The organism is Azospirillum sp. (genome assembly GCF_035627195.1).
GTDB lineage: Bacteria > Pseudomonadota > Alphaproteobacteria > Azospirillales > Azospirillaceae > Azospirillum.
Map to the genome: position 1 here is coordinate 1 of NZ_DASPMG010000237.1, position 23003 is coordinate 23003.

The 23003-nt window shown below is 70.3% G+C and carries 21 protein-coding genes; 5 read left to right on the forward strand and 16 right to left on the reverse strand.

What is annotated here, in order from left to right; genetic code table 11:
- Positions 1 to 121 precede the first annotated feature (121 nt).
- Positions 122 to 1870 carry a YbaL family putative K(+) efflux transporter gene (gene ybaL / locus VED21_RS21355; protein WP_324885798.1) on the forward strand — a complete coding sequence of 583 codons (1749 nt, stop codon included), beginning with the start codon at positions 122 to 124 and terminating at the stop codon, positions 1868 to 1870.
- A 3-nt stretch (positions 1871 to 1873) separates the two neighbouring features.
- Here the strand turns inward: ybaL and VED21_RS21360 are convergent, their stop codons facing one another.
- Positions 1874 to 3430 carry an acetolactate synthase large subunit gene (locus VED21_RS21360; protein ID WP_324885800.1) on the reverse strand — a complete coding sequence of 519 codons (1557 nt, stop codon included), beginning with the start codon at positions 3428 to 3430 and terminating at the stop codon, positions 1874 to 1876.
- A gap of 263 nt (positions 3431 to 3693) precedes the next feature.
- Here VED21_RS21360 and VED21_RS21365 point away from each other — a divergent pair, with 263 nt between their 5' ends.
- Positions 3694 to 4395, forward strand: coding sequence for a transglutaminase-like domain-containing protein (locus VED21_RS21365; protein ID WP_324885802.1), 702 nt, complete (start codon positions 3694 to 3696; stop codon positions 4393 to 4395).
- Here VED21_RS21365 and VED21_RS21370 read toward each other — a convergent pair.
- The 8 genes from VED21_RS21370 to VED21_RS21405 all read right to left on the reverse strand — a co-directional run bounded on the left by VED21_RS21370 (position 4382) and on the right by VED21_RS21405 (position 14366).
- The gene (locus VED21_RS21370; RefSeq protein ID WP_324885804.1) at positions 4382 to 5428 is read right to left on the reverse strand and encodes a histone deacetylase family protein; all 1047 of its coding nucleotides are present in this window, start codon (positions 5426 to 5428) and stop codon (positions 4382 to 4384) included. The genes VED21_RS21365 and VED21_RS21370 overlap by 14 nt on opposite strands.
- Positions 5429 to 5545: 117 nt before the next feature.
- Positions 5546 to 6781, reverse strand: coding sequence for a Zn-dependent hydrolase (locus VED21_RS21375; RefSeq protein WP_324885806.1), 1236 nt, complete (start codon positions 6779 to 6781; stop codon positions 5546 to 5548).
- A gap of 23 nt (positions 6782 to 6804) precedes the next feature.
- Positions 6805 to 7758, reverse strand: coding sequence for a ketopantoate reductase family protein (locus tag VED21_RS21380; RefSeq protein WP_324885808.1), 954 nt, complete (start codon positions 7756 to 7758; stop codon positions 6805 to 6807).
- Complete coding sequence (locus VED21_RS21385) at positions 7755 to 9398, reverse strand: ABC transporter ATP-binding protein (RefSeq protein WP_324885810.1); 1644 nt, start codon at positions 9396 to 9398, stop codon at positions 7755 to 7757. Before VED21_RS21385 ends, VED21_RS21380 begins: the two co-directional genes overlap by 4 nt.
- Positions 9395 to 10237, reverse strand: a complete 843-nt coding sequence (locus tag VED21_RS21390) for an ABC transporter permease (protein WP_324885812.1) — start codon at positions 10235 to 10237, stop codon at positions 9395 to 9397. Before VED21_RS21390 ends, VED21_RS21385 begins: the two co-directional genes overlap by 4 nt.
- Positions 10234 to 11214 carry an ABC transporter permease gene (locus VED21_RS21395; protein ID WP_324885814.1) on the reverse strand — a complete coding sequence of 327 codons (981 nt, stop codon included), beginning with the start codon at positions 11212 to 11214 and terminating at the stop codon, positions 10234 to 10236. Before VED21_RS21395 ends, VED21_RS21390 begins: the two co-directional genes overlap by 4 nt.
- A gap of 215 nt (positions 11215 to 11429) precedes the next feature.
- Positions 11430 to 13004 (reverse strand): ABC transporter substrate-binding protein, encoded by a 1575-nt coding sequence (locus tag VED21_RS21400; protein WP_324885816.1) that lies wholly within the window; start codon positions 13002 to 13004, stop codon positions 11430 to 11432.
- A 54-nt stretch (positions 13005 to 13058) separates the two neighbouring features.
- Positions 13059 to 14366, reverse strand: a complete 1308-nt coding sequence (locus VED21_RS21405) for an ArgE/DapE family deacylase (RefSeq protein ID WP_324885818.1) — start codon at positions 14364 to 14366, stop codon at positions 13059 to 13061.
- Positions 14367 to 14523: 157 nt separating this feature from the next.
- On the opposite strand from VED21_RS21405, the gene VED21_RS21410 reads away from it, so the two are divergent.
- Complete coding sequence (locus VED21_RS21410) at positions 14524 to 15510, forward strand: LysR family transcriptional regulator (RefSeq protein ID WP_324885820.1); 987 nt, start codon at positions 14524 to 14526, stop codon at positions 15508 to 15510.
- A gap of 20 nt (positions 15511 to 15530) precedes the next feature.
- Here VED21_RS21410 and VED21_RS21415 read toward each other — a convergent pair whose 3' ends face one another.
- The 4 genes from VED21_RS21415 to VED21_RS21430 form a co-directional block, all read right to left on the reverse strand.
- Positions 15531 to 15881 (reverse strand): hypothetical protein, encoded by a 351-nt coding sequence (locus VED21_RS21415; RefSeq protein ID WP_324885822.1) that lies wholly within the window; start codon positions 15879 to 15881, stop codon positions 15531 to 15533.
- A 192-nt stretch (positions 15882 to 16073) separates the two neighbouring features.
- On the reverse strand, positions 16074 to 16418 hold the full coding sequence (locus tag VED21_RS21420; RefSeq protein ID WP_324885824.1) for a ribbon-helix-helix domain-containing protein: 345 nt from the start codon (positions 16416 to 16418) through the stop codon (positions 16074 to 16076).
- A gap of 171 nt (positions 16419 to 16589) precedes the next feature.
- Positions 16590 to 17111 (reverse strand): ribbon-helix-helix domain-containing protein, encoded by a 522-nt coding sequence (locus tag VED21_RS21425; RefSeq protein WP_324885826.1) that lies wholly within the window; start codon positions 17109 to 17111, stop codon positions 16590 to 16592.
- Entirely contained in the window at positions 17108 to 17725 is a 618-nt protein-coding gene (locus VED21_RS21430; RefSeq protein WP_324885828.1) for a GNAT family N-acetyltransferase, read from the reverse strand. The genes VED21_RS21425 and VED21_RS21430 overlap by 4 nt, the downstream gene beginning before the upstream one ends.
- A 115-nt stretch (positions 17726 to 17840) precedes the next feature.
- Between VED21_RS21430 and VED21_RS21435 the strand changes: the two genes are divergently transcribed.
- A complete protein-coding gene (locus VED21_RS21435; RefSeq protein ID WP_324885830.1) occupies positions 17841 to 18752 on the forward strand; it encodes a LysR family transcriptional regulator in 912 nt (303 codons plus the stop codon).
- Between the two features lie 18 nt (positions 18753 to 18770).
- Here the strand turns inward: VED21_RS21435 and VED21_RS21440 are convergent, their stop codons facing one another.
- Together VED21_RS21440 and VED21_RS21445 are read right to left on the reverse strand one after the other, a co-directional pair.
- Positions 18771 to 19166, reverse strand: coding sequence for a helix-turn-helix transcriptional regulator (locus VED21_RS21440; protein WP_324885832.1), 396 nt, complete (start codon positions 19164 to 19166; stop codon positions 18771 to 18773).
- 150 nt (positions 19167 to 19316) lie between these two features.
- Positions 19317 to 19814 carry a substrate-binding domain-containing protein gene (locus VED21_RS21445; RefSeq protein WP_324885834.1) on the reverse strand — a complete coding sequence of 166 codons (498 nt, stop codon included), beginning with the start codon at positions 19812 to 19814 and terminating at the stop codon, positions 19317 to 19319.
- Positions 19815 to 20012: 198 nt separating this feature from the next.
- On the opposite strand from VED21_RS21445, the gene VED21_RS21450 reads away from it, so the two are divergent.
- Complete coding sequence (locus VED21_RS21450) at positions 20013 to 20891, forward strand: SDR family oxidoreductase (RefSeq protein WP_324885836.1); 879 nt, start codon at positions 20013 to 20015, stop codon at positions 20889 to 20891.
- Positions 20892 to 20894: 3 nt separating this feature from the next.
- Here VED21_RS21450 and VED21_RS21455 read toward each other — a convergent pair whose 3' ends face one another.
- Entirely contained in the window at positions 20895 to 22862 is a 1968-nt protein-coding gene (locus tag VED21_RS21455; protein ID WP_414638261.1) for a YgiQ family radical SAM protein, read from the reverse strand.
- Between the last annotated feature and the right edge of the window lie 141 nt (positions 22863 to 23003).

The following is a 23003-nucleotide window of genomic DNA, read 5'->3' on the forward strand; positions in this document are numbered from 1 at the left end:
GGTCAACAGCGCTGCGATTCCCATGGCGGGCCTGGAAATGTCGACCATTTTGGTTGAAATATGCCGTTCCCGTCCCAAATGCAAGGACCACCCGCGCCCCATTCCGACCCCGCAGGTTCCCATGCACCACGGCCCGCTGATCGCCATGCTCGTCGCCGGCTTCGGCCTTGCCTTCGCGTTCGGGGCGCTGGCCCACCGGCTGCGCGTGTCGCCGCTGGTCGGGTACCTGATGGCCGGCATCGCGGTGGGGCCGTTCACGCCGGGGTTCGTGGCCGACCAGGGGCTGGCCAACGAGTTGGCGGAGATCGGCGTGATCCTGCTGATGTTCGGCGTCGGCCTGCACTTCTCGCTGAAGGACCTGCTGTCGGTGCGCGCGGTCGCCGTGCCCGGCGCCGTGGTGCAGATCGCCGCCGCCACGGCGATGGGTGCGGGTCTGGCCACGTGGCTCGGCTGGTCGCTGCTGTCCGGGATCATCTTCGGGCTGGCGCTGTCGGTGGCCAGCACGGTCGTCCTGCTGCGCGCGCTGCAGGAGCAGCGGCTGGTGCAGACGGAGCGCGGGCGCATCGCCGTCGGCTGGCTGATCGTCGAGGATCTGGCGATGGTCCTGGCCCTGGTGCTGATCCCCGCCGTGGCCGGCGCCGCGCACGGGGGTGTGGATGCGGATGGCCCGCTGGGGATGGGCGTCGCCGGCATCATCCTGCTCACGCTGGGCAAGGTGTCGGCCTTCGTCGCCTTCATGCTGATCGTCGGGCGGCGGGTCATCCCGTGGATCCTGCACTGGGTGGCGCACACCGGCTCGCGCGAGCTGTTCCGCCTGGCGGTGCTGGCCATCGCGCTGACGGTGGCCTTCGGCGCCGCCATGCTGTTCGGCGTGTCCTTCGCGCTGGGCGCCTTCTTCGCCGGCATGATCCTCAGCGAATCCGAACTCAGCCAGCGCGCGGCGGCCGAGACGCTGCCGCTGCGCGACGCCTTCGCCGTGCTGTTCTTCGTGTCGGTGGGCATGCTGTTCAACCCGGCCATCATCGTGCAGGCCCCGTGGGAGCTGGCGGCGACGCTGGCCATCATCCTGATCGGCAAGTCGGCGGCGGCGTTCCTCATCGTGCGCGCCTTCGGCCGGCCGACGGGCACGGCGCTCACCATCTCCGCCAGCTTGGCGCAGATCGGCGAATTCTCCTTCATCCTCGCCGGGCTGGGCGTCGGGCTGGGCATCCTGCCGGCGGTCGGGCGCGACCTGATCCTGGCCGGCGCCATCCTGTCGATCGTGGTGAATCCGCTGCTGTTCGGGCTGATCGCCCGCCTCGTCCCGCGCGAGGAGCCGGCGAAACCGGAACCCGCCACCAGCCCCGCAACAACCGCACCGGCCGCACCGGCGGAGCCCGCGCACGACCTGCAGCCGACGGCGCTGACGGGCCACACGGTGCTGATCGGCTACGGCCGGGTCGGCGCGCTGGTCGGCGCCGGGCTGCGGGAAGCCCGCGTCCCCTTCGTGGTCGTCGAGGACCGGACCGAGCCGGCCGAGGCCGCGCGCGGCGACGGCGCCGAACTCCTCTTCGGCAACGCCGCCGATCCCGACGTCCTGGCGGCGACCAACCTGGCCGGCGCCCGGCACCTGATCGTCGCCATCCCCGAAGCGTTCGAGGCCGGCCAAGTCGTCGAGCAGGCGCGCGCCGCGAACCCAAACCTGGAGATCGTGGCCCGCGCCCATTCCGACGCCGAACTCGACCACCTCGCCACCTGCGGCGCCTCGCACACCGTCATGGGCGAACGGGAGATCGCCCGCTGCATGCTGTCCCTGGTGCTGGACGACTGGGACACCCGGACGGACGGACGGCGGACGGACGACCGCCGCGCCGCCGGGGCCGCGGAATGAGGCTCACCCCGCCATCATCGCTTCGATGAGGAACGGGCCCGGCGTGGCGAGGCTGCGGGCCAGCAGGTCGTTGAAGGTCTCCATGTCCTCCGCCCGCGCCGCCGGCACGCCCATGCCCTTGGCGAGGCTCACCCAGTCCAGCGCCGGGCCGGTCAGGTCGGTCATCGCCCGGGCCGCGGCACCGGGATCCTGGAAGCCCAGGTTGCCCAGTTCCACCCGCAGGATGGCGTAGGAGCGGTTGTTGAGGATCACCGTGGTGACGTTCGCCCCCTCCCGCGCCTGACTCCACAGCGCCTGGAGCGTGTACATCGCGCTGCCGTCGGCCTGCAGGTTCACCACCCGCCGGTCCGGGCAGGCGATGGCGGCGCCCAGCGCCACCGGCGGGCCGTAGCCGATGGAGCCGCCGGTCACGTGCGTCCAGGAATGCGGCCGCGCCCCGTCGGTGGGCGGGTAGAGGAAGCCGCCGGCGGTGATCGATTCGTCCACCACCACCGCGTGGTCCGGCAGCAACGCCGCCACGGAGCGGCCGATCGCCTTGGGCGTCACGGCGCCGATGGCCGGGGTGGGCGGGGCCAGTTCCTGCACCGGCACCGGCCGGGCGTGCGCGCCCATCTCCTCGGCCAGCCAGGCCAGGGCTTGCAGCGCGTCCTCGCCGGGGGCGGCCAGCGTGTGGATGCGGCAGTGCTCCGGCGTCAGCACGCTGGGCTTGTCCGGATAGGCGAAGAAGCCCACCGGCGCCTTGGTGCCGACCAGGATCAGGTGGTCGACGGTCGACAGCGCCTCGATCGCCTGCGCCACGGGATAGGGAAGCTTCTCCGCCGTCACGCGGCCAGCACCACGGTCGACGCGGGCGCACAGCGTCTTGGCGATCAGACGCGCGCCGGTCGCCGCGGCGATGCGCCCGGCCCAGGCCAGCGCGTCCTCGCGTAGCGCCGGGCCGTCCAGGAAGAAGGCGACGCGCTGGCCGGTACGAAGCGCCTCCGCCGCCGCCCGCACGGCTTCGCCCGCCACGGCGGCGGGGCGCGGCGGGTGCATCGGGCGGGCCACCTCGGGCGCCGTTTCGTTCCAGGCGGCGTCGGCCGGCACGATCAGCGTGGCGATGCGGCCCGGCGGCGTGCGCGCGGCGGCGATCGCCTCGGCCGCCAGCCCGGCCAGCGACGCGGCGTCCGGCGCCGTGCGCACCCAGTGCGACATCGGGCGCGCCACGCCCTCCACGTCGGCGGTCAGCGGCGCGTCGTGCTGCAGGTGGTAGGTCGCGTGGTCGCCGACGATGTTGACGACCGGCGACTCCGCCTTGCGCGCGTTGTGCAGGTTGGCCAGCCCATTGGCGAGGCCCGGTCCCAGGTGCAGCAGCGTGGCCGCCGGCCGGTCGGTCATGCGGGCGTAGCCGTCGGCCGCCCCGGTCGCCACCCCTTCGAACAGCGTCAGCGCGCAGCGGATGCCCGGCTGGCGGTCGAAGGCCGAAACCACGTGGATCTCCGAGGTGCCGGGGTTGGCGAAACAGACCTCGATCCCACCGGCCTTGAGCGTCGCCACCAGATTGTCCGCGCCGAAAACCATGCCTTAGTCCTTCCCTGGCGTGTTCTTCTTGGGGCGCGAGTATGGCCGAGCCCACCGACGCCGCCAAGCCTCGCGCATGCACGCACGGCAGCCCCGCGCCCTTGGCATTTGCGGCGAACCATCAGTGTTGCCAACTATTGGCCACACCCCAACGTCTGCGTCATGGCCGACCTGATTCCCGTGCGGTTGCGCCCGATGCGCCGGAAGGGTATGCCTCCGCCCGCCCCGGACCCGACTCCAGACCTGATCGAAGATCCCGCCCCATGCTGAGCGACATCGAACACCGCCTCTACACCTCGCCCGGCGAGTACATCGACAGCGACCACCCGGCCCTGCGCAAGCACGCCGCGTGGGTCACCGCCTGCGCGCCGACGGACGAGGGCAAGGCGCAGTGCCTGTACCTCGCCGTGCGTGACGAGATCCGCTACGACCCCTATCTCGACTACGGTTCGCTCGACGTCTACCGCGCCTCCTCGGTGCTGGAGGCGCGGCGCGGCTACTGCGTGGGCAAGGCATCGCTGTTCGCAGCGCTGGCGCGCGCCATCGGCATCCCGGCGCGCATCGGCTTCGCCGACGTGCGCAACCACCTCGCCACCAAGCGCCTGCTGGAGACGGTGGGCAGCGACGTGTTCGCCTGGCACGGCTACGTGGAGATCTACCTGGGCGAGCGCTGGGTCAAGGTGACGCCCACCTTCAACGACACGCTGTGCGCCAAGCTGGGCGTGGCGCCGCTGCCCTTCGACGGCACGTCGGACGCGCTGCTCCAGCCCTTCGACGCCGAGGGGCGGCAGTTCATGGCCTACCTGAACGACCACGGCACCTTCCACGACGTGCCCGCCAAGTTCCTGGTCGGCGAGATGGCCCGCCTGTACCCCAAGCTCTGCGCGACCATGGCCGGCCAGGGTGAGTTGAAGCGCGACATGGAGCGCGAGGCCGAAGAGGACGCCGCCGCTATGCGGCGCTGAACCCCTCCAGGAAGCTCGTCAGGTTGGCGGTGAGCGCGGCGCAGTCGTAGCCGCCCTCCTGCACCAGCACCGTCGGCCAGCCGCCCGCGGCGATGGCCGCACCCAGCGTGGCGAAGCCCGGCGTCGTCACCTGGAAGGCGGCCAGCGGGTCGCCCGCGTAGGTGTCGAACCCCAGCGACAGCACCAGCGCCTCCGGCCCCCAGGCGCGCACGTAGGCCATCGCCTGCCCCACCGCGTCCAGGAACATCGCCTCGGTGGTGCCGCCCACCGGCAGCGGGATGTTGAGGTTGCAGCCCAAGCCCCGCCCTTTCCCACGCTCGTGCGCGTAGCCGGCGAACCAGGGGTAGAAATTGTTGGGATCGCCGTGGATGGAGGCGAACAGCACGTCGTCGCGCTCGTAGAAGATCGCCTGCGTGCCGTTGCCGTGGTGCACGTCCACGTCCAGGATGGCGACGCGCGGCGCCCGGCCCTGCCCCGCCAGGATGGGCAGCATCGCCTGCGCCGCCACGGCCGCGTTGTTCAGGTAGCAGAAGCCGCCCGCCATGTCGCGGGACGCGTGGTGCCCCGGCGGCCGGCACAGCGCGTAGGCCGCCGGCACCTCCCCCCGCGCCACCAGCTGCGCGGCGTGCGCCGCCGTGTCGGCGCCCGCGCACACCGCCTCCCACGTGCCCTCGCCGATGGGGCAGGCGGTGTCGGCCATGTGCCAGCCGGCCTGCCCGACGATGCCGGTGGGATACTCCGCCATGTCGGTGCTGCGGTGGACGTTGGGGATGATCACCTCCGCCGCGTCCGGCAGCGCCGACCAGCGTTCGTACGCTGTCTTCAGGAAGCGCAGGTAGTCGGCCGAGTGCACCGCCGCCCGCGGCCCGGCGCCCAGGTCCGGCGGCGCCTCCACCGCGCAGCCCCGCCGTTTCAGCGCGTCCAGCAGCGCCGTCGCGCGCTCCGGCTTCTCCGGCGACGGCTGCGGCCGGCCGCGCACCAGGAACGTCGGCGGCCGGTGCCTGAGCTGGGTCTCGGAATAGACGAAACGCATGAGATGACCCTTCCCGATTTCTTCTCTTCGTAGGTTGGGTTGAGCACCAGCGAAGCCCAACAGCCTTTGCGCCGCGAACATGTTGGGCTTCGGCTGCGCCTCAACCCAACCTACGCATCACGCCACGCCCGCCGTCTCCAGCACGGCGTCGGCCAGCACGTGGCAGCCCGCCAGCGCGTCGGCCGGCTTGATGTTCTCCGCCTCGTTGTGGCTGAGGCCGCCTTCGCAGGGGATGAAGACCATGGCGGTCGGCACCTTGCGGGCGACGTAGACGGCGTCGTGCCCGGCCCCCGACACGATGTCGCGGTGCGTGAGGCCGCGCCGCGCGGCGGACGCGCGGACCCGGCCGACCAGCGTGGCGTCGAACGGCGTCGTCGGGAAATCCCAGAAATCGATGATCTCCAGGCCCAGGTTGCGCTCCCGCGCGATGGTGCCCAGGCGCTCGTTCATCATCGCCACCATGCGCGACAGCGTGTCGGCGTCGGGGTTGCGCAGGTCGATGGTGAACCAGACGCGGCCGGGGATGACGTTGCGCGAGTCCGGCTCGGCCCGGATGCGCCCGACCGTGGAGCAGGCATCGCCCCCCACCTCGCGCGCGATGGCCTCCACCGCCGCGATCATCAGCGCGGCCCCGGCCAGCGCGTCGCGGCGCAGGCGCATGGGTGTGGGGCCGGCGTGCGCCTCGCTGCCGGTCACCGTGGCCTCGAACCAGCGCTGGCCCTGCGCGCCGGTGACGACGCCGATGGCCTGCCCTTCCGCTTCCAGCACCGGCCCCTGCTCGATGTGCGCCTCGAAATAGGCGGCCATGCGGTGCGCCGTGGGATCGTGCGGTCCGGCGTAGCCGATGCGGCGCAGTTCGTCGCCCAGGCGCAGCCCCTCGGTGTCGCGGATGTCCAGCACATGGTCCAGCGTGAAGACGCCCATGGCGACGCCCGAGCCCAGCATGGGCGGGGAGAAGCGTGCCCCTTCCTCGTTGGTCCAGACGATCAGCTCCAGCGGCGCGTCCGTCACGATCCCGGCGTCGTTGCACGCACGGATCACCTCCAGCCCGGCCATGACGCCGTAGATGCCGTCGAACCGCCCGCCGGTCGGCTGGGTGTCCAGGTGGCTGCCCATGCACACCGGGTCGCGGGTCGCGTCGCGCCCGGCCCGGCGGGCCACCAGGTTGCCGACCTGATCGACGCGCACGTCGCAGCCGGCCATGTCCGCCCATTGCACGAAGCGGTCGCGCCCCTCGCGGTCGAGGTCGGTGAGCGCCAGCCGGCACACCCCGCCCTTCGGCGTGGCGCCGATCGTCGCCAGGTCCATCAGGCTCGCCCACAGGCGCTCGCCGTCGATGCGCAGGTTCGTCATGTGTTCATTCCCCAGTGAGAATCCTATGCCGCCAACGCCTCGCCACCGCGCCGGCACAGCCGGACCAGCGCCTGAACCGTGCGCAGGCGCGGCACCGGGGCGCCGACGCGGTCGGCCAGCTCCACCGGCGCGTCGAGGAACGCCTCCCACTCCGGCCGGCCCTCCGCTGGCCAGGGGCGGATGCGCCCCGGCCGCTGCGCCAGCGCGATGCAGGCGTCCAGCCCGTCCACCACGGCGTGGCCGAGCCTCCCCGCCAGATCCCGCACCTCCTCCACGACGGCGGCGGCCACCGTGCGGGCGTCGGCGTCGCGGGCCAGCTCGTCGGGTGCCCGGCCCGCGACGAACCCCATCGGCGCGAAGGCCAGCGGCGCCAGCAGCGCCGGCCACACCGCGGCGCGCGCATCGCCCGCCGCCGCCTCGAACCCCGCCGCGCCCAGCAGCGCCGCCAACTCCTCCACGAAGCCGTCGTTCGTCCCCTCCGCCATGCCCAGTGTCAGCGTCAGCCCACCGACGTGGCGGATGTAACCCTCCGCCCGGCGCTCCACCGCGAAGCCCGCGACGGCGCCGACCACCCGCCCCGGCGGCATCGCCGCCCACAGCAACCCGCCGGGATCCAGGCTGCGCAGCGGCCGCCCGTCCAGCCCGGCCGGGTACCACCAGGGCACGCCGCCCAGCACCGGCACCAGCCGCGTGCCGCGCCCGACCAGCGGCGCCATCGCCTCCAGGACGTTCGCCAGATCGTGCGCCGGCACCGCCAGCAGCACGGCGTCCCGCACGCCCAGCTCCAGCGCGTCGTCGGTCACCGGCGGGTGCACGGTCAGCGGCCGTCCCGACGGCGTCTCCAGCGTCAGCCCGTCGCGGCGCAGCGTGTCCAGCGTGCGCCGCCGCGCCAGCAGCGGTGCCGGCGTCCCCGCCAGCGCCAGCCGCGCCGCCAGCAGCCCGCCGGCCGCCCCCGCCCCGACGATCGCCAGCTTCATGAGGCCATCCCGCGCCGCCGCACCGGCGTCAGGTCCTCCGGAATGCTCCACGCCTTGCCGGGGATGGCGTCCAGCAGCTGGCGGGTGTAGGCGTGCTTCGGGGCGGAGAACACGTCCCTGGCCGGCCCGATCTCCACGATCTTCCCGCGCTGCATCACCGCGATGGTGTCGCACACCTGGGCCGCCACGCGCAGGTCGTGGGTAATGAACAGCATGGACAGGTTCAGGCGGTGCCGCAGCTCCTCCAGCAGGTCCAGCACCTGCGCCTGGACGGACACGTCCAGCGCCGACACCGGCTCGTCCGCCACCAGCAGCTTGGGCTCCAGCGCCAGCGCGCGGGCGATGGAGATGCGCTGCCGCTGCCCGCCGGAGAACTCGTGCGGGAAGCGCGTGAGCGCCGAGGCGTCGAGCCCCACCAGCTCCAGCGTCCGCCGTGCCTTGTCCATCGCCGCCCGCCGGTCCTCGCCGAAGGCGACGGGCCCCTGCGTGATGATGTCGCCCACCGTGTGGCGCGGGTTCAGCGAGGCGTAGGGGTCCTGGAACACCATCTGCACGTGCTTGCGCCAAGGCCGGAACTGTGTCCGCGACAGCGACAGCAGGTCCGTCCCCTCGAACAGGATGCGCCCCTTGTCCGGCTTGATCAGCCCGACCACGGAGCGGCCCAGCGTCGACTTGCCCGACCCGGACTCGCCGACCAGCCCCACCGTCTCCCCCGGATGGATCTCCAGCGAGATGTCGTCGCCCGCCACCACCGTTTTCGCCGCCCGGAACAGCCCGCCGCCCAGGTGGAAGGTCTTGCTGACCCCCTCCGCCTTCAACAGCGGCGCGCCGGCGCGGGCGAAGTCCGCCCGATGCTCGATCAGGTGCGGCACGGCGGAGATGAGCTGGCGGGTGTAGGGGTGTTGCGGCCGGTTCAGCACGTCGGCGGCGCGGCCGATCTCCACCACGCGGCCGTGCTGCATCACCGCCACGCGGTGCGCGATCTCCGCCACCACGCCGAAGTCGTGGGTGATGAACATCACCCCCATGTGCCGCGTCGCCTGCACCTCGCGGATCAGGTCGAGGATCTGCTTCTGCGTGGTGACGTCCAGCGCGGTTGTGGGTTCGTCGGCGATCAGCACGTCGGGCTGCACGGCCAGCGCCATGGCGATCATCACCCGCTGCCGCTGCCCGCCGGACAGGCGGAAGGGGTAGCTGCGCCGCAGATGCACCGGCTCCGGCAGTCCCACCGACGCCAGCAGCTCCACCACCCGCGCCTTGCGCGCGGCGCGGTCGAGTTGGGTGTGGTAGCGCAGCACTTCGTCGATCTGGTCGCCGACGCGCATCAGCGGGTTCAGCGCCGTCATCGGCTCCTGGAAGATCATGGAGATGCGGCCGCCACGCAGGGCCCGCTGCTGCTTCTCCGGCAGGAACAGCACGTCGGTGCCGTGGTGGCGGATGGCGCCGGCGGAGACCTTCACCGCCTTGGGCAGCAGGCCCATGATGGCGTGCGCGGTCATCGACTTGCCCGATCCGGACTCGCCGACCACGCACAGGATCTCCTCCCGCTCAAGGGTGAAGGCGACGTTCTCCACCGCGTGGCGGCGGTCGGCGCCCGGCGGCAGGTCGATAGTCAGGTTCTCGACGGACAGCAGCGTCATGCCCGCCCCCGCCGTGCCATCTTGGGGTTCATCGCGTCGTTCAAGCCTTCCCCCACGAGGTTCAGCGCCAGCACAGTCAACAGGATCGCCACACCGGGGAAGAAGCTCATCCACCACGCCTGCCGGATCACCGTGCGCGCAGCACCCACCATGTAGCCCCAGCTCATCATGTTCGGGTCGCCCAGGCCCAGGAACGACAGCGAGCTTTCCAGCAGGATCGCGGTGGCGACCATCAGCGAGGCCGACACGATGATCGGCGACAGGCTGTTGGGCAGGATCTGGCGCAGGATGATGGTGGCGTTCGACTGCCCGGTGGTGACGGCGGCCTGCACGAACTCCCGCGTGCGCAGGCTCATGAACTCCGCCCGCGCCAGCCGGGCCAGCGGCGGCCAGGACACGATGGCGATGGCCAGCACGATGGAGGTGATGGAGGGTGTGAAGATCGCCACCAGCACCACCGCCAGCACGAAGTTGGGGATGGTCTGGAACAGCTCGGTGAAGCGCATCACCGCGTCGTCCACCCGCCCGCCGTAGAAGCCGGCCACCGCCCCCAGCAGCACGCCGATCAGCACGGCCACCAGCGTGGAGGTCAGCCCGATCAGCAGCGACACCCGCGCCCCGTGCGCGATCCCCGCCGCGATGTCGCGCCCCAGCGTATCGGAGCCCAAGGGAGCGTCGTCGGACAGCGGCGGCTGGAACGGGGCCGTCGCCATGTCCCACGGGCTGCCGGGGAAGGCGAAATCGGCCAGCGCCGCCAGCGCCACCACGGCGACCAGGAACACCAGCCCGACCACCGCCCCCTTGTTGCGCGCGAAGGCCCGCCAGAACTCAGCATTCATGGCATCACCTCGATGCGCGGATCGACGAGGGTGTAGATCAGGTCGGTGATCAGGTTGAACAGCACCACCACCACCGAGGTGACCAGGAAGATGCCCAGTAGCACGGCGTAGTCGCGCTGCAAGACGGCGTCGAAGGCCAGCCGCCCGATGCCCGGCAGGGCGAACACCGTCTCGATCAGGATGGAGCCGCCGATCAGGTGCCCGGCCTGGAAGCCGGCCACGGTGATCACCGGCAGGATGGCGTTGCGCAGGATGTGCACCGACACGATGCGCCATTCCGGCAGCCCCTTGGCCCGCGCCGTCTTCACGAAGTCCATGTCCCGCACCTCCAGGATCGAGGCGCGGGTGAGCCGCGTGTACACGGCCATGTAGAACAGCCCCAGCGTGGCCACCGGCAGCACCAGATGCACCACCCGGTCCTTGAACGCCGCCAGCCCCGTGTACCCCGCCCCCACCGTCTCGATGCCGAAGGCCGGCAGCCAGCCGAGGTTTACGGAGAACAGCAGGATCAGCATCAGCCCGATCCAGAAGATCGGCGTCGCGTAGGCCGTCAGCCCGACGATGGTGATGGCGGTGTCCGACCACGTCCCCGCCCGCATGGCCGCCAACGTGCCCAGCAGCACGCCCCCGATCAGCGCCAGCACGAAGGCCGACAGGGTGAGCGCCAGCGTGGTCGGCAGCCGGTCCATCAGCAGCGACAGGACGGGGCGCTGCTGCCGGTAGGAATAGCCGAGGTCCCCCTGCACCACCTTGCCCATGTAGGTGCCCAGCTGCTCGTACAGCGGCCGGTCCAACCCGAACTGCTGGCGCAGCTGCTCGATGAACTTGGCGTCGGCGGCGCCGGCCTCGCCGGCCATGACCATGGCCGGGTCGCCTGGGGCGGCGTGCACCAGGAAGAAGTTGAACACGGCGATCGCCAGCACGACGAACACCGCCTTTACCAGCCGCTGGACGATGAAAAGCACGATGCGGGGCATGGGGGTTCCTTAAAAATCCCCTCTCCCGCCCCGGGAGAGGGAGGGACCCGCCCGGAGGGCGGGAGGGTGAGGGTAAAGCCAAGGATCCTTGCCTGTACCCTCACCCGGCCGGCTTCGCCGGCCACCCTCTCCGCTCTCAGCGGATGCCAAAGGCATCCGCCTGCCGCGTCAGCCGGATCGAAGATCCGGCGTGAGCGGGACGGGAGAGGGTTGGATCACTTCTTCAACCAGACCCCGTCATAGCTCTCGTTCACGCCGATCGCCGTGGTGACGGCGTTCTGCACGCGCTTGTCGAGGAAGGTCGGGAACTCCATCTCCAGCAGCCACGCCACCGGCACGTCCTCCACGATGATCTTCTGGGCGGCGGAGTAGAGCTGCTGGCGCTCGTCGTCCTTGGACGACTGGGCGGCCTGGGCGAACAGCTTGTCGGCCTCCGGGTTCGAGTAGCCCATGGTGTTGGAGAACATCACCCCCTGGCGGATGTTGTCGGAGATGTAGGTGCGCGCCACACCCAGCGCCGGGTCGCCGTACTGGTAGACGAAGTTGAAGGTCAGCTCGTAGTCCCAGCCCGACACGCGCTTGGTCCAGCCGGCGACGTCCGTGGTCTCCAGCGTCACGTCGACACCGACCTTCTTCATCGCCTGCTTCACGTACTCGCCCAGGCGCGTCCAGGTCTCGCCATAGGGCATGACCAGCAGCTTCACCTTGGCGCGCGTGCCGTCCGAACCCTTCTTCAGCCCCATCTCGTCCAAGAGCTTCTCGGCCATCTTCGGGTCGTACGGGTACTTCTTGACGTTGCCTTCATAGAAGCGCGTGACCGAGTTGACCGGCCCGGTCGCCACGCGGCCCAGGCCGAACCAGATCTTGTCGCGGATGAACTGGCGGTCCAGCGCGTGCAGCATCGCCTGCCGGAACCGTTTGTCGTCCAGCGGCTTGACGCGCGTGTTGATCTCGATCCACGACAGCGGCGCGAAGAACTCGTAGCCCTTCGTGGTCATCGTCAGGTGCGGCAGCGCCTTCAGGCGCGGCACGTCGAAGGTCTCGATGTCGTTGAACTGCGTCTGCTGCACCGTCCCCTGCTCCAGCGCCACGGAGCGCGAGGCGGCGTCGGGGATCACGCGGAAGATGATCTCGTCCAGGTACGGCTTGCCCTGCTTCCAGTAGGCGTCGTTGCGCACGAGGTGAATGTGCGAGCCCTTCACCCACTCCTTGAACTTGAACGGGCCGGTGCCGATGGGCGTGGCGTTGGCCGGGTTGGCGCGGAAGTCGCTGCCCTCGTACACGTGCTTGGGCATGATCGGCGTCGTCGACACCTCGAACGCCTGCAGGAATGGTCCGAACGGCTCCTTCAGCTTGAAGACCACCGTGCCGGCGTCCGGTGCCGTGATGAATTCGCAGCGCGCGAAGATGGCGCGGGCGCGCGGGTGCGTTTCGGGCAGGAACTTGGTAGTGGTGAACACCACGTCGTCGGCGGTGAACGGCTTGCCGTCGTGCCACGTGACACCCTTGGCGAGGCGGAAGGTGTAGGTGAGGCCGTCCGCCGACACCTCCCACGATTCCGCCAGCCCCGGCTGCGGCTTCAGCGCGTGGTCGTAGGTCAGCAGGCTCTGGTAGATCTTGCCGGCCACGGTCTGCGTCGGGCCGTTCTGGTTGAGGCCGAGGACGAGCATCGGCGGTTCGGGCTGGACGATGACGTTGAGGGTGCCGCCGCGCTGCGGCTCCTGCGCCATCGCCCCGCCGGGCAGGGAAAGCGCCGCCGCGACGGCCGCCGCCGCCAGGGTGTTGCGCATGTGAGACCACCGGTTGCTCATGAATGCCGTCCCCTGTTCTTGTTGAAACCTTCGTTACGTCGACGCCTCCAGGCCGCACCATTCGGCCATGAAGAGCGCCAGCACGGCCGTGACGTCGGCCACGCTGTCCAGCGACACCCGTTCGTCGATGCCGTGGATGCGTTCGGCCTTCGGGCCGTAGCAGGTCGCCGGGGTGTTCCCGTACAGCACGAAGCTGCGCACGTCGGTGGTGCAGGTGGCGGCCAGCGTCCGCGCCGGCTCGCCCCGCACCGCCTCGTGCGCGCGGGCCAGGGCCGCCATCACCGGCTCATCCGGGTCGATGGTGCAGCCCTCCGACTGGAAGCCGCGGAACTCCACCCTCACGCCGATCCCGGCGAGGTCGGGTTCGTCGCGCACGGCCTCCATCACCGTCTGCTCCACCTCCTCGCTCGCCGCGCTGGCCGCGCGGCCGGGCGGGAACCCGAGACGCAGGTCGACCCGGCAGCGCGTAGGCACCGACGAGGTCCACTCGCCCCCCTCGATGCGGCCCAGGTTGAAGTTGTAGGGGTTTTCGTACGCGGCGTAGGCGGGGTGGCGCCCGTCCGGGTGGTTCCACGCCGCCACCAGCGCCTTCAGGTGGGTGACGATGCGGTACGCCGCCTCGATGGCGTTCAGCCCGGCGCCGGTGTCCAGCACGTGCGCCGGCCGCCCGGTGGTCTCGATGCGCACCCACAGCACGCCGACCTGCGCGGTCATCAACGTGTGGTCGAACGGCTCCGGGATCACCGCCGCGTCGGCGGTGTAGCCGCGGTGCAGGCAGGCGAAGGCGCCGTTGCCCGTGCACTCCTCCTCCACCACCGACTGCAGGTACACCGGTGCGGCGGGCTGCACCCCCAGGCTCTTCAGCGCCTTGAAGGCCATGACGTAGGCGGCGATGCCCGCCTTCATGTCGCCGGCCCCGCGGCCGTACATCCAGCCGTCGCGGATCACCGGCGTGAACGGCGGGTCGGTCCACAGCTCGGCCGGCCCCTCCGGCACCACGTCGATGTGGCCGTTGAGGATGAGCGAGCGGCCCTTGACCGCCCGCGGCCGGTGGATGCCGACCACGTTCTCGCGCCCCTGGTAGGAGGCCAGCGACGGCGACCAGCCGCGCAGGCCCTTGAGCGCGCCCTCGTCGATGGTGAATCGGTCGACCTCGAGCCCGAGGTCGGCAAAGGCACGGGCCATGCGCTCCTGCGCCGGCCCTTCGGCGCCCAGCAGGCTGGCGCAGCGGACGAGGTCGGCCAGGAACGCCTCCCCCTCCGCGCGCAAGCCCGCGACGGCGCCGAGGATCGACGGACCGTCGATCCCGCCCTTGCCCACGCCTTTGGTGTGAGCGGGCATGGCTGTCTCCAACCTTTCCCTGAAGCCCTGTGCCCCCGCGCACCGTCTGTCGCGATGCTGTCCGCGGGCGGGTAACCCTGTGGGTGGGATTACAGGCCCCTTTTCCTTCGGTGCCAAATCGATAATCCTCATCCTACGCATAAGCTGGATTTATGGCATGACCCCGCGCGACCTCGACCGCCTCGGCCACCAGTTGGACTGGAACCTGCTGCGCACCTTCATGGTGATCGTGCAGGAACAGGGACTGACGCGCGCCGCCAGCCGCCTGGGCCTCACCCAGCCCGCCGTGAGCCAAGCTCTGAAACGGCTGGAGGAGCAGCTGGGCCGCCAGTTGATCGAGCGCGGCCAGGGCCATTTCCGCATCACCGGGGCCGGCGAGGTGATCTACGGCGAGGTGCTGGAGATCTACGGCAACATCACCCGCTTCGGCGTGCTGATGCGCGAGGTGCGGGACGAGATCGCCGGCCACGTCCGCCTGGCGCTGGCCAGCCGCATCCAATCGCCGCTGTTCGACGCCATCCTGGCACGCGTGCACGCGCTGCACCCGCTGGTCACCTTCCGAATCGACGTGATGGCGAGTGCGGAGGCGCACACGGCCGTGCAGCAGAAGACGGCGTCCGCCGCCCTGTGCCTGATGCGGGAGCCGCCGCCGCACGTGGACCACGCGCTGTTCGCCCGGCAGGTCTTCCACTTCTATTGCGGACCCGGCCACCGGCTGTTCGGGCGCGGCGACCTGACGCTGGCCGACCTGCGCAGCGAGACCTTCGTCTCCTTCACCAGCGACCAGATCGGCGGCGTGCTGTCGCCGCTGGCCGTGTTCCGCGCGCAGGAGGGGATCGACAGCCGGATCGTCGGCGCCAGCGCCAACCTGGACGAGGTGCGGCGGATGATCGTCGCCGGCCTGGGCATCGGCCCCCTGCCCGCCCACGTGGCCGCGCGCGACCGCGAGGACGGCCTGCTCTGGCCCCTGCCCCCGCCGGAGGGGGTGGCTCCGGTGGACCTGCACCTGCTGTGGAACCCGGCGGCCAAGCTGAACCGCGCCGAGCGCGCCTTCCTCGACGTCGCCCAGTCGGCCATGGCCGCCGTGCCCCTGGAGCGCCGATTCGACGCCCAGGCCGCCGCCGCGTGGCTGAACGGGCGGTGAGGACGCCCCCCGACGACGGTTCAGATCTTCACGCAGTTCAGGGTGGGCGCCTGCCCCGACACGCGCACGCGCAGCACCGGTCCCGCCTCGAACGGCAGGCGGCAGGCCGTACCGCCGCCCCCGGCCGCGCCGTTGCCCTCGGCATAGCCGACGTCGATCATGTACTCATCGGCCTGGAGCACCATGCGCACGCCGTGCTGGTAGGGCATCAGCACCTGCCAGTCGGTGCACATGGCGAAGGCGCAGACCCGGTACTTCACCGGATTCGCGGTGTCGTTGGCGACCTCGGCCCGGGTCGTCTGCCCCTGCGCCAGCACGGCCGGTGCCAGCCCGGCAGCCAGGGCGAAGCTGAGGACAAGCGTGCGGAGCATCGGCGCCCCTTCTTCCGGTCAGGTGTCCCGCGTTCGATACAGCCCCCAGCCGAAGAAATCAATCGGCAATGGTAGGATTTTCAAAAGAGGATAACCGGCGCGCTGCATACGACAACCCGACACTACCGTGCGTCGCGCCGGCACGCGCTCAGGCTGTATGGGTGGTTTCGTTGCCGGCGACGGCCGCGCCCCTTACGGCGCGCCGGCCTCGGCCCCCCGATGGCGGCGCCGCGCCATGATGGCCGCCTCCTCCTCGTCCAGCCCGCGCACGGCGGCGATCGCCGCTTCCACGGCCTCACCGTCGGCGCCCTGGCCGGCGGCGTGCCGGTTCGCCTTGACGCGGTAGTAGGCGATGATGAAGACCCGCAGCGCGGACGTGACGTTGGCGTTCGAGCAGGCCGCCTGGATGCGCTCGGCCAGGATCCGCGGCGTCACCCGCTCGCGCGCCGCGATCTCGGTGAGCGCCAGCCAGAACTCGTTTTCCAGGGATACCGACGTCTTCGCGTCGCCGATGATGATCGTCCTAGGCTTCGGCATGACCCAGGAACTTCGTCGCGATACCGATGCGCGCAAGCACGATGGCCTCCCTCCTCCCGAAGGGGGAACCGTATCAAGAAAGTGGCGGGCGCGCTGTGAAATTCATCACACCATTGTCTGCAACCTGCGGCCGCCACTTATCGCGAGAACGCTCCGCGCACTTCGCCCCTTTCACTGATCGAACGGCTGAACGAGGTCGCGCAATGCCTGCCCTGCGAGGGCGTCCTCACTGGGCGGCCAGGGCGGCCGCGGTCCCCAGGCTTCTCGCGCGGCGCTGCCGAGATCCTGAAAGCCACCGTGCTCCGCCATCAGCGCCCTGGCCGTTTCGGCCCGCCGCACCGTGAAATTCTGGGCGATGCGTTCCTTGCAGCGCATGAGCATGGCCGCACTGGCGCAGGCCGGCGGCGGAATGACCTGATCGAGCGCCGCGTCGATGATGGTGTGCGGCGGTGCGCCGGGCAGGGCTTCGATCATGCGCCAATAGGCGAGTATGAACAGGCGCAACGCGCTGGTCAGGCCGACGTCCCGACTGCGCCGTGCATCGATGCGGCTGGCCAGCGCATGAATGGACAGGTTCGCCGCGCCGCAGATCGCGTCGAAGCTTTCCCAGGCGTAATGCTCAAGCTGGACTGTGGTCATCCGCCCGACGACCCTGATCTTGCGCTTGCTGGTGACCCAGCCCGGCGTGCTCATGCCGACACCTCGGACGAGCTCCGCATGAGGTCGGCCTCCGCCATGACCATGGCCAGTTCAAAATCCAGGGTACCGGCACCGCCGGCCAGGGCCGGATGCGCGGCGGCCGGCAGGTCACGCTTCATCGGCACCACGCATTTGTCGACCTGAAGGAGCAGCGCCTCGCCGTTCACTTTTGCGCCAAGGCGCTCCCAAAGCCGGATCGTGTCCTCCAAGGCGACCGAAGTCACCGTCCTGTAACCCTTCGCCGCGCACAACGCGAAAGCGAATTTCGCCAGCGCGCGAAACACGGTCATGGAGCGGAATTCGGGCCTCACGGCCAGCCTCTCGAAGCGCGCCTGATCGGGAAGCCAGCGAATCCGCATGGTCCCCACCGGTTCGTCACCGACCCAGGCCAGCAGGTGGGTGGAGCAAGTGTCATTCCGATCGAACTGCACGTCGTAGCGCGCCCCTTCCTGGCAAAGCCAGACGGCGCCACGGATCACGCGGGCACGTACGAGATCATCAAAGTTCTCGGCCACCGTGGCGCGCACTGGTTTGCCTCGCCAGCGTTGCGTGACTCCCACATCCATGGTCGATTGGGGGTAATCGGCACTGTACGAACCATCGGGCATTTCCACCTCCGCGCGTTATCCACGGCATAGTGGGTTATGCAAAAATGCCATACCGTGGTAGGACTCGCGTGGCTGATGGGGGTTCTCAAATCTGAGAGGCGGCGGGGACGGGCTCATGGCACGGACAGACCTGAACCTTGTGCGGATACTTATGGCAGTGGCTGACGCTGGATCGTTTCAGCGGGCCGCAGCAATCCTGGGCGCGGATCACAACACAGTGGGCCGCAAGATCGCCCAACTGGAGAAGCAGGCTGGAGTGGCGCTGTTCCAGCGGCGCTCCACGGGCGTTCAGCCAACGGAAGCCGGCCGCCGGCTGCTGACCGCCGCTGAGCGCGTCTCCTCGGCCATGGACGATTTCGACCGGGTGCTGATCACTCTGCGCCACAGCGGGACACCCGTCACGATCGCGGCTCCCGAAGGGCTCAGTTCGTACCTGCTGGTTCCGCAGACGGTCGGCGGGCCGGTCAAGGGCACGCCTGTGTTGTCCATCCCGTCCGGCGTCATGCCACGCATGATCTTCCTGCCCGGCGATCAACGGGCCGACATCACCATCCTTGCGGTGTCACCCGGCGATGACGTTCCCTGCAGCCCGGATTACAACGCCCGCAAATTGGGGCTCATGCGCTTCAAGCCCGTGGCGGCGCGCACGTACCTTCAAACGAACGGCACTCCGGAATCGATGGCGGAGATGGCGCGCCATCCGTTGCTGTCGCACGTCGGCTACGAAATACTTCCGTCCTTCCGTGCGTATGCGGACCTGACGCACAGTTCGCCCGAAGGCCCGTTGATGACCCTCTCCACCTCGTCGGCGCTGCACCGCGCCGTCATGGCGGAGGCCGGGATCGGCCTGTTGCCCGATTTCTCGAACGTGCTCGATCCACAGGTGGTGGTGCTGCCATTCGAGGAGCGTATGGCGGTCGAAGTGTGGCTGGTCGCGCATCCGGACACGTTGCGCCTCCCGTCCGTGCGGCAGGCCTACGACGGCATCGCCGCGGCCTTCCACGGCTCGGCCTGGTTCCGGGAATAGGGGCGGCGACGTCTGCGCTCATCCCGGCGCGGCGCCGTCCGCGACGGCATCGCGGCTGTCCTTCGGCAGGCAGTCGAGGATGCGCTCCGCCAGTTCGACGTCGGACAGGGAGCCTTGCAACAGCTCGCGCGCCACGCCTTCCAGCCGCTTGATGATGCCGTTGCCGCCGGGGGCCGCCGCCGTCTGCCGCCAGAACCGGTCGGCCTCGACCCTGACGATTTTGTCGCGTTCCCGCTCCAGTTTCGCAAAGGCTTTGTCGAGACGTTCCGCCACATCGCGAAAATTAGAGCGTCCTTGCTCCGCCCTGGAGACGGTCGGCTGGTCCTCACCGATCAGCAATCCAGCCCTCCTTTGCGTCAGACCAAGCTTGATGCGCCGCGCCGCAAGAGTCTCGTATATTTGCTTAGATGCCATAATGAACACCGTATCCCGTTACGGCAGGAGGCCATTTCTTCTCCTATTCTACAAAATGACTCCTTGAGCCGCCACCGGCAAAGCGCCAGATGCGCTCAATAGTGATATGCACATCCGGATATTCGCATCCAGTGCACCGGTCCAGCCCCCTCACGTCCCGCTCGTCGGCGCGGCCACCGGCTTGCCGGTCACGCCCCAGCTCTGGACGAACTCGCGCACGCCGGGGATGGCGGCCAAATGGGCGTCCTTGACGTAGACGTACTGGTTCGGGCCCAGCTCGTATTCGCTCAGGGGAATGCCGCGCGCCTTGCAGCGGCGGGCCTCGTCGGTGCGGATGCGTCGGTCGGACAGGGCCATGTCCGGGCTCTCCACGCCCGTCCCGGCGCACAGCGCGCGCAGGCCGGCCACGGTGCCCTCGGCCGCCACGCGCGGGCGGGTGTCGCGCGTGCCCTCATAGCCGGCGGCGACGGTGCGCAGGCGCGGCTCCACCGCGCCACTGCCGACGATCCAGATGCCGCGCTCCTCCGGCTCGGCGCGCTTGGGCGGCGGGGGCGGGAGGGCCGCGGTCTGGCCCAGGCCGCCGAACAGCGGGCCCTGGCATCCGGCCAGCAGCCCCGCCGCGATCAGGGCGGCGCAGGCGGTGGTCAAGGGGCTTCTTGCACGCCGGCTTCCTATACGATCGACCATGCTCTTCTCTCCTTCGGGTGTGTCGCGGGGGAAACACGCGCGGCGGCGCTTCGGTCCATGGGGAAATCCGGGGAAACCGGGGCTCGCCCGTCCGGTTGAGGAGAGTTCCCCCACAAACCCGTCGCGAACCGCAGGACGCGAACCGCAAGGGAGGCCAGCATGGCCGGACGGCTTCAGGACAAGGTCGCCATCGTCACCGGCGCGGGCACCGGCATCGGCGAGGCGATCGCCCACACCTTCGCGCGCGAAGGCGCGCGGCTCCTCATCGCCGGGCTGCCCGGCGACCCGGTCGCGGACGTCTGCGCCGCCGTCGCCGAACGCGGCGGAGAGGCGCGCATCCACGTCGGCAACCTCGCCGAGGAGGAGGACGCCCGCGCCTGCGTGCAGGCCGCCATCGACGGCTTCGGGCGGCTCGACGTGCTGGTGAACAACGCCGGCGTCTTCCTGGCCGTGGCCGAGACGCAGGACTACCCCATCGACGCGTTCGAGGAGACGCTGCGCCACAACCTGCGCTCCGTCTTCCTGATGACGCGCTTCGCCCTGCCCCACCTGCGCCAGACGCGCGGCTGCATCGTCTCGGCCGGGTCGGAATCGGGCATGATCGGGCTGGCGCAGAACGCCGTCTACGGCGCCACCAAGGGCTGGATCCACGCCTTCACGCGCGGCGTGGCGGTGGAGCAGGCGCCCTACGGCGTGCGCGCCAACTGCGTGTGCCCCGGCCCCATCGACACCGCCTGGACGCACAAGGAAACCGGCCCCATGACCGAGGAGATGGAGCGCACGACGGTGGAGAGCACGGCACTCGGCCGCCTCGGCACGCCGGAAGAGGTCGCCAACGTCTACGCCTTCCTGGCGTCGGACGAGGCGAGCTACGTCACCGGCGCCCTGTGGGCGGTGGACGGCGGCGTCACCGTCGCCAAGGGCTCCGTCGGCACCAAGGTGCCGGACGAGCTGCGCGCCGAGCCGCAGCCCACCCTGCCGCTGCGCCACAGCCGCGACGGCCTCGCCAACAAGAACGTCCGCCACGCCGCCGAATAGCGGCTACTTGCGCGGCCGGCGGCGCCCCGGACCGGCGTGCTGGGTGAAGAAGGGCTTGCCCGCCGGCTTCCCGGCCCCGCCGCCCGCCGCCGCCGCGGCCTTGCCCGTGCCGGCCGGCTGCCACGCGGGCACCAGCTGGTCGGGGCCGGGGCCGATCAGGTCGGCGCGGCCCATGCCCTTCAGCGCGTCGCGCAGCACCGGCCAGTTCTCCGGGTCGTGATAGCGCAGGAAGGCCTTGTGCAGGCGGCGCTGCTTCAGGCCTTTGGCGCTCGCCACCATCTCGCCGCCCACGCGGCGAACCGGGCGCAGCGTGTTGCGGCCGGTGTGGTACATGGCCGTGGACACCGACATGGGCGACGGCAGGAAGGTCTGCACCTGGTCGGCGCGGAAGCCGTTCCGCTTCAGCCACAGCGCCAGGTTCATCATGTCCTCGTCCGACGTGCCCGGATGCGCGGCGATGAAGTAGGGGATGAGGTAGAGCTGTTTCCCCGCCTCCTTCGCCGCCTTGTCGAACATGCGCTTGAAGCTGTCGTAGGCGCCGATGCCCGGCTTCATCATCTTGGACAGCGGGCCGGCTTCCGTATGCTCGGGCGCGATCTTCAGGTAGCCGCCGACGTGGTGCTTGACCAGCTCCTTCACGTACTCCGGGCTCTTGACCGCAAGGTCGTAGCGCAGGCCCGACGCGATGGAGATCTTCTTGACGCCCTTCAGGTCGCGCGCCTTGCGGTAGAGCTGGATCAGCGGGCCGTGGTCGGTGCCCAGGTTCTTGCAGATGTCCGGATAGACGCAGCTGGGACGGCGGCACTTGTCGCGGATCTCGTCGCTCTTGCACGCCAGCCGGTACATGTTGGCCGTCGGGCCGCCCAGGTCGGAGATGTGGCCGGTGAAGCCCTTGGTCTTGTCGCGGATCTCCTGGATCTCGCGCAGGATGGAGCCCTCCGACCGGCTCTGGATGATGCGCCCCTCGTGTTCCGTGATGGAGCAGAAGGAGCAGCCGCCGAAGCACCCCCGCATGATGTTGACGGAGAAGCGGATCATCTCCCACGCCGGGATCCGTGCGTCGCCGTACACCGGGTGGGGCGCGCGGGCGTAGGGCAGCGCGAAGACGGCGTCCAGCTCCGCCGTGGTCAGCGGGATGGGCGGGGCGTTCAGCCACAGCTCCTTGTCGCCGTGCCGCTGCACCAGCGGCCTGGCGTTGCCGGGGTTGGCCTCCTGGTGCAGGACGCGCGACGCCTGGGCGTAGAGGACCTGATCCTCCATCACCCGCTCGGCCGAGGGCAGGCGGACGACGGTGTCCTCGACGCCGCCGCGCAGGTTCACGTCGGTGCCCTCCTCCACCGCCGCGGCGCTGTCGATCTCGGTCCAGCCCTCGGGCACGGCGTCGCGCAGGAAGGCGGTGCCGCGGATGTCCTGCATGGCGCGCGGGTGCTCGCCCCGGGAGGCCCGGTGGGCGATCTCGACGATGGCGCGCTCGGCGTTGCCGTAGGCCAGGATGTCCGCCTTGGCGTCCACCAGGATGGACCGGCGCACCTTGTCCGACCAGTAGTCGTAGTGCGCGATGCGGCGCAAGGACGCCTCGATGCCGCCCAGAACGATGGGTACGTCCTTGTACGCCTCGCGGCAGCGCTGGGAATAGACGATGGTGGCGCGGTCCGGGCGCTTGCCGCCCTCGTCGTTCGGCGTGTAGCTGTCGTTGTGGCGCAGCCGCCGGTCGGACGTGTAGCGGTTCACCATGGAATCCATGTTGCCGCCGGTCACGCCGAAGAACAGGTTGGGCTTGCCAAGATCCTTGAACGGCTCGGCGTTCTGCCAGTCCGGCTGGGCGATGATGCCGACGCGGAAGCCCTGCGCCTCCAGCAACCGCCCGATCACCGCCATGCCGAAGCTGGGATGGTCGACGTAGGCGTCGCCGGTGACGATGATGATGTCGCAGCTGTCCCAGCCGCGCGCCTCCATCTCCGCGCGCGACATGGGCAGGAACGGGGCCGGGCCGAAACGGTGGGCCCAGAATTTGCGGTACGAGAAGATGTCCTTGGCGCTCTGCAAAACGGCGTGCTCCGGTTAGACCGCGATAGATAGCGCGTCCGGGCCGCCGCGCAAACACCCCGCGGC